This is a genomic window from Bacillota bacterium (genome assembly GCA_013314855.1).
Taxonomy (GTDB): domain Bacteria; phylum Bacillota; class Clostridia; order Acetivibrionales; family DUMC01; genus Ch48.
This window is the reverse complement of sequence record JABUEW010000044.1, coordinates 25,476-31,543: the sequence shown is the minus strand read 5'-3', so window position 1 is coordinate 31,543 and position 6,068 is coordinate 25,476. Positions and strand designations below refer to the sequence as shown.

The 6,068-nt window shown below is 36.7% G+C and carries 5 protein-coding genes and 2 tRNA genes; 2 read left to right on the top strand and 5 right to left on the bottom strand.

What is annotated here, in order from left to right; translation table 11 throughout:
- The first annotated feature begins 506 nt into the window (after positions 1-506).
- Both HPY74_09390 and HPY74_09385 read left to right on the top strand, forming a co-directional pair.
- Positions 507-2,276 carry a hypothetical protein gene (locus HPY74_09390; protein ID NSW90862.1) on the top strand — a complete coding sequence of 590 codons (1,770 nt, stop codon included), beginning with the start codon at positions 507-509 and terminating at the stop codon, positions 2,274-2,276.
- Between the two features lie 258 nt (positions 2,277-2,534).
- Entirely contained in the window at positions 2,535-3,881 is a 1,347-nt protein-coding gene (locus HPY74_09385) for an MATE family efflux transporter (GenBank protein ID NSW90861.1), read from the top strand.
- A 69-nt stretch (positions 3,882-3,950) separates the two neighbouring features.
- Here the strand turns inward: HPY74_09385 and HPY74_09380 are convergent.
- The 5 genes from HPY74_09380 to rph form a co-directional block, all read right to left on the bottom strand.
- A tRNA-Arg gene (locus tag HPY74_09380) sits at positions 3,951-4,027 on the bottom strand.
- Between the two features lie 7 nt (positions 4,028-4,034).
- Positions 4,035-4,108, bottom strand: a tRNA-Gly gene (locus HPY74_09375).
- 95 nt (positions 4,109-4,203) lie between these two features.
- A complete protein-coding gene (locus tag HPY74_09370) occupies positions 4,204-4,683 on the bottom strand; it encodes a metallophosphoesterase (protein NSW90860.1) in 480 nt (159 codons plus the stop codon).
- A gap of 6 nt (positions 4,684-4,689) precedes the next feature.
- Positions 4,690-5,295 carry an XTP/dITP diphosphatase gene (locus HPY74_09365; protein NSW90859.1) on the bottom strand — a complete coding sequence of 202 codons (606 nt, stop codon included), beginning with the start codon at positions 5,293-5,295 and terminating at the stop codon, positions 4,690-4,692.
- Positions 5,264-6,037, bottom strand: a complete 774-nt coding sequence (gene rph / locus HPY74_09360; GenBank protein NSW90858.1) for a ribonuclease PH — start codon at positions 6,035-6,037, stop codon at positions 5,264-5,266. The genes HPY74_09365 and rph overlap by 32 nt, the downstream gene beginning before the upstream one ends.
- Between the last annotated feature and the right edge of the window lie 31 nt (positions 6,038-6,068).

Sequence of the window (6,068 nt, the reverse complement as noted above, 5' to 3'; positions counted from 1 at the left end):
GGTTATAGTGTTATCCGATGACTTAAACGTATGGTTAAATTTATGTAATATTATTATATAATTGGATAAAATTACTAACGCAGCCACTATTAATGGATAAGAATAAAATTTTCATGCTTCAGCTCTGTATATACAAATAGTCTATTGACACCATCTTCAAATACTGCTAAAATGGCGGTAGGTAGACTTGTGTTTTTAGGAAATGTGTATCTTTGATAACAAGTTTTCGTAAAGTGTTGCATAAATATTATGTGTATATAAATATTATATGTAATAATATGTAATTAGTTAAGTCAAAATTGTCTTCTATCATAAACATAAATAATATAACTTAATAAACCAGTAGAAGACTTGGTTATTTAATTTTAAGTATGGGAGGAGGTTAGATAATGAATGATACATCTTAGCGGTTGAGACAAGGTATTATAATTTACAAGAAACCCAGACATCATTATTGGGAAAGACTTAACATTTAATAGTTGCCTTATTGATTTGGGGGTGTTTTAATGGTTAAAAAAAAGTGGCTGCTTGTAACACTAATAGTAGTCGTAGTAATCCTGGTAGTTCTGGCAATAGGTATAGGTACTGTACTGAGCATTCATAATTCAACCTATGACTGTAGTTTTGTGTACGTACCAACTGATGATTTACTAAATGAAATAGCAAAAAAACATACATACTATGATGCTAGTACAAGGACAGTAGAAGTTGAGCTTAACCAGGATCTTATTAACTCTTTGATAAAAGACAATTTTGAAAGCCTTGACATTGCACTTCCTGAAAAGTTTGCTATTAAAGAAATCCTATTCAATACAAAAGACCAGAGGTTATATATTAACGGAAAATATGGTTCAATAAATGTTCCTCTTAGTGTAAAAATCAATGTCAATATTACTGAAGAAGGCATAGAGATTAGCGCATCTGACCTCAAGCTTGGTCAAAGAAAAGCTCCAAATATGATTTCAAAACAAATTCCACAGGATGCACTAAAATATTCGATAAAATATGAAGATTTTGATCTCCCCAGGATATTTAATGTAAAAGATGTCTATTTCGGCAGCGGTATCCTTAAGGTTTTTGTACAGCTTAATCCTGACAAAATTAAGGACATGGCTATGGAATACAGGAACAACTTGCTGGGAGAAATCAACAATTTTAAAGGCAGTCAATCTGAAATCATAAGTAACTTTATAACTAGATTTTTGGATACAACAAACCTGCTTTCAGATGCAAAAGTCGAAGAATATGTTGACTTTGTGCTGGATAGTGAGGAACTTGTCAACAGTGCAATACATTTTGCATTGGCTGATGACCTCAGCAAGTACGCAAAGCAGTTTGAGATCATCCAAAAGGCAGTAGCTGATTGGGCAGCTCCTCTAGAGGTTGTTAAATACTATGGTTCCATTGAAGAAACTGTAGAAAAAATACTCTATGATGAGAAGCTGAGAGAACTCGTAGCATGGTTCCTCCCTGAAGAACAAATAGACGAATATGTAGCAACTGCAGAGGAATACTACGGAATGTATGAAGAATATTACGGAATGTATGAAGAACTCCTGGATACAATGGATGAACTTGAAAGTGTATTCGGCTCTATAAGCTTTACTTCTGTCGATGATATAGATAGTGCTGTAGCAACATTACAAAATCAAATATTCAGAAACAGAAAGCTTATAAATATATTATCACAGTTCATTCCTGAAAGCACATTCACCGATATATCAGATACAATCGATGAATATGTGGCATTGTACCATGAATACATGGATATGCTGGAAGATACAAAAGACAGCATAGCTAAAGCAGCCTCTGAAGTTGACGTGGATTCAATTAATGAATTCACTAAACTAGCTATGGAATATGCTGAGCAAGCTGACGATGTACGTCAACTCATAATTGATGTAGTTGAAGAAATAGATACACAGCTAATTAAAGACCTTGTCCATTTCCTCGAATTTGGAAGCCAGTTTGGGCAGGAATTCATTGCTACAATCCATCCTGATAACTATAGCATCTTCAGGGAATACATTGATAACCTTAACGACATAAAAGTTGCTACATTGGATAGCTTAAAAGAAGCAGATACAAGCATATTCGTAAACAATGCCAAGACTGTTAAAGAATGGGGAGACTTTACTACTGAAGTTGTTACTATGTTAAAGAATAAAGACATTGAAAACGCTATAGATGTGCTTATGAACAAGGATTTCTCAGAATTTCAATTTGAAATACCTGACTTTGAAGAATTGGGATGGGAAATAGAACTTGAAATGTAATCTGTCCCGGAACAGAAACTGAAAACTAATTAAAAAGGTGCTATTAAGAAATATAGCACCTTTTATTTTACTTTAAATCATGCTTCTGATGGCCCTAGGACGGTTTGACATAGTTCCTTTTTAAATATATAATGTAACTGTATGCAATTGTATGCTTTGAAAATTTTTACTTCCATTCATTGTCGAAAGGGACGAAATAAAATGCAACCTGGATGTACAAATATTTTTGCAAGAATAAAAGACTCACGAATATTAGCTATGTTGAATGAGATAATGGATATTACTTTACCTGCCTTTATCGAATTAGTAATGTCGACATTATTCGGAATGATAGACATGATGATGGTAGGACAACTCAGTCCCGCCGCTATTACTTCAGTAGGGCTGACAAATCAGCCTTTTATGCTTCTTCTGGCAGTCTTCGCGGCTGTAAACGTTGGAACAACAACCCTTGTAGCATGGAATATAGGTGCCCAAAATGTAGAAAGAGCCCGCTCGGTATTACGCCAGATCCTTGTTATTAACTTCATACTAGGGGCAGTTATGAGCGCTATCGGAATACTTTTAGCAAGACCTATAGTCACTTTTATGGGAGCAGGGCCTGATGTCATGAATACATCAACCCAATATTTCCAGATAGTAGCATCAGGATTAATTTTTCAGGCTGTTACCATGGGAATTACAGCCTCTTTAAGGGGAGCCGGAGAAACTAAAATACCTATGTTATACAATGTAGGAAGCAACCTTTTAAATGTTTTCGGCAACTATGTTTTAATATACGGTAAACTTGGATTTCCAAAATGGGGTGTAACCGGTGCAGGTGTCTCAACTACAGTTTCCAGGATGATTGCATGTATGGCCGGTTTATATGTAGTTTATTTTTCTAGGAAATCAATTATTTCCATGTCATTAAAAGGTAGCTATAAATTCGACTTAGATATAATAAAGAAGGTTTTTTCTATAGGCCTTCCCGCTGCATTAGAGCAATTTGTTTTACAAAGTGGTCTCATGTTATTTGCCCGTACAGTTTCAGGCCTTGGGACAGAAGGATTTGCTGCTCATCAGATTGGCTTGAATATAAGCGGATTATCTTTTTCACCCAGTATGGCTTTCGGTGTTGCAGCCACTACCTTTGTAGGTCAAAACCTTGGCGCCGGCAACGAGGAAAAAGCCCAGGAATATGCCAACTTTATACATCATGTGGCTATGGCGGTTGCATGTTTTATAGGAATTATGTTCATTCTGTTTTCTCATCCTTTAGCCAGGCTATATACAAAGGACCTGGAAGTAGCTGCCATGGCCGGTACTGTGCTTAAAATCCTGGCACTAGCCCAACCCGGCCAATCGACACAACTTACCCTTGCAGGCTCGTTAAGAGGAGCAGGAGACACATTATACCCATTGTACGCCTCTGCAATAGGTATTTGGGGGTTTAGGGTAATAGTTGCTTATCTATTCGTAAATGTATTTGGCTGGGGGCTTATAGGAGCATGGGTAGCCTTAGTAATGGACCAATATACCCGTTCACTTATCGTATATTTCCGTTTTCGCTCAGATAAATGGAAATATGTAAAGGCCAGAAAGCAGGAAGTTACGGTAGAATAGTCCATGTTATAAAGTTACCACAAATCAAAAAAGCCAATGCAACAAGGGTTTTGTTGCATTGGCTTTTTATGGCGTGCCTGGAGGGATTCGAACCCCCGGCCTACGGATTAGAAGTCCGTTGCTCTATCCAGCTGAGCTACAGGCACAAACAAATGGAGCGGGTGAAGGGAATCGAACCCTCGCAATCAGCTTGGAAGGCTGATGTTCTACCATTGAACTACACCCGCATAATCCCTAACCTGTTGACTTTATAATTATACAGGCTGGGATTTCTTTTGTCAACACCTATAACCCTGGAAAAAGCAAAAATTTTTATAATATATCATGCATAGCATAACTTTGGCTCAACTTTATTGCTATTAATCTCAATTATTGCGTAGGACTCACTGCTATCACCTCTAGGATCACTTATGCTTCCAGGGTTAAGTATAAAGCAGCTTCCGTTTTTAACTATTTCAGCAATATGTGTATGTCCAAATAATAAAATATCTGCTCCCACTTCATGTGCCTTGGTGAAAAGCTTTTCATAATCCCATTTTACTGAATATTTATGCCCGTGAGTCATAAAAATTCTTTTTCCTTCAAATTCAAGCAGTTTCTCTGCTGGAGTATCATCTATCATAAAATCACTATTGCCGTATATATATTCAATGGGTATATTAGGGAACTCATCACTAATCTTTTGAGCATCCCTGAAATAATCACCTAAGTGAATAATCAGATTTATATCACTATTCTTCTTTATTACTTCTCTTGCTTTATCAATATCTCCGTGTGTATCACTTAAAACCAATATCCTCATCTTATTTTAACCCTCTCTACTTAATTCTTTTCTAAATTCTTCAACCATTAATTTTAATGCCTTTCCTCTATGACTAACTTTATGTTTTTCTTTAGGTTCCATCTGGGCAGTTGTCATCCCGTATTCAGGCAAATAAAATAATGGGTCATATCCAAAACCGTTATTACCTTCCGGTTTAAAACCTATATAACCATCACATATTCCTTTAACAATAAAATGCTTGCCTTCAGGATATACCACTGCTATAGCACAAACAAACCTTGCTTTTCTTTTTTCAAAGGGTACCCCTTCAAGCATTTTAAGCAGTTTTCTGTTTTTTTCCTCGTCTGTAGCATTTTCACCTCCAAATCTTGATGAATAAATTCCCGGCGCCCCATCCAGGTAATCTACCTCCAGCCCCGAGTCATCAGCTATTACTATCTCACCTGTCAATTTACAAACCTTCCTTGCCTTGATTAATGCATTTTCCTCAAATGTCTTACCAGTTTCTTCTATATCAATATCCAAATTTAGCTCTCCCATAGAAATTACATTAAAAGGTATGTCAGCAAGTATCTCTTTTATCTCCTGGTATTTACCCTTATTCTTTGTTGCAACTATAAGATTTTTCATTTTTTTCTCCTCTAACCTCATCTGCTAAAGGCCCTAATACTTCTCTTTGAATTAATATAAGCTTATTTATGCCTTCTTCCGCCAATAGCAGCATTTCATCAAGCTGATTTCTGCTGAAAGGGAATTGTTCCCCTGTTGCCTGTATTTCAATAAATTTGCCTCCTCCGGACATTACAACATTCATATCTACCTGGGCATTTGAATCTTCTTCAAAGCATAAATCAAGAATTTCTTGTCCATTTACAACACCTACGCTTACTGCTGCTACAAAATCCTCAATGGGCATTCTTTCAATAATACCCTTGTCTATCATATGTTTGCATGCATCCACCAGGGCAACAAACCCCCCTGTTATTGAAGCAGTCCTTGTACCGCCGTCAGCTTGAATTACATCGCAGTCAATTATTATAGTCCTTTCACCAAGTGCTTTCAAATCTACCACAGACCTGAGAGCCCTTCCTATGAGTCTTTGAATTTCCTGGCTTCTACCGCTAAGCTTCAATTTACTGATATCTCTCTGGTTTCTTATCTGGGTTGACCTTGGAAGCATTGAATACTCAGCAGTTACCCAACCTTCGCCTGTATCTTTCTTGAAGGGTGGTACTTTATCGTCTATAGAAGCAGTGCAAATAACTTTAGTTTCTCCCATTTCTATAAGGACTGAACCTTCTGCATATTTGATATAATTCTTCGTAATTTTAACAGGTCTTAGCTGCGATTTTTCCCTTCCATCTACTCTCAACTGTATTTCCTTCCCTTCAAAATATTTTTGG

Excerpts from the sequence above, each read along its gene's own strand:
- HPY74_09390 (NSW90862.1), top strand. The coding sequence starts at position 507 with ATGGTTAAAAAAAAGTGGCTGCTTGTAACACTAATAGTAGTCGTAGTA.
- HPY74_09385 (NSW90861.1), top strand. The coding sequence starts at position 2,535 with ATGTTGAATGAGATAATGGATATTACTTTACCTGCCTTTATCGAATTA.
- HPY74_09370 (NSW90860.1), bottom strand. The coding sequence starts at position 4,683 with ATGAGGATATTGGTTTTAAGTGATACACACGGAGATATTGATAAAGCA.
- HPY74_09365 (NSW90859.1), bottom strand. The coding sequence starts at position 5,295 with ATGAAAAATCTTATAGTTGCAACAAAGAATAAGGGTAAATACCAGGAG.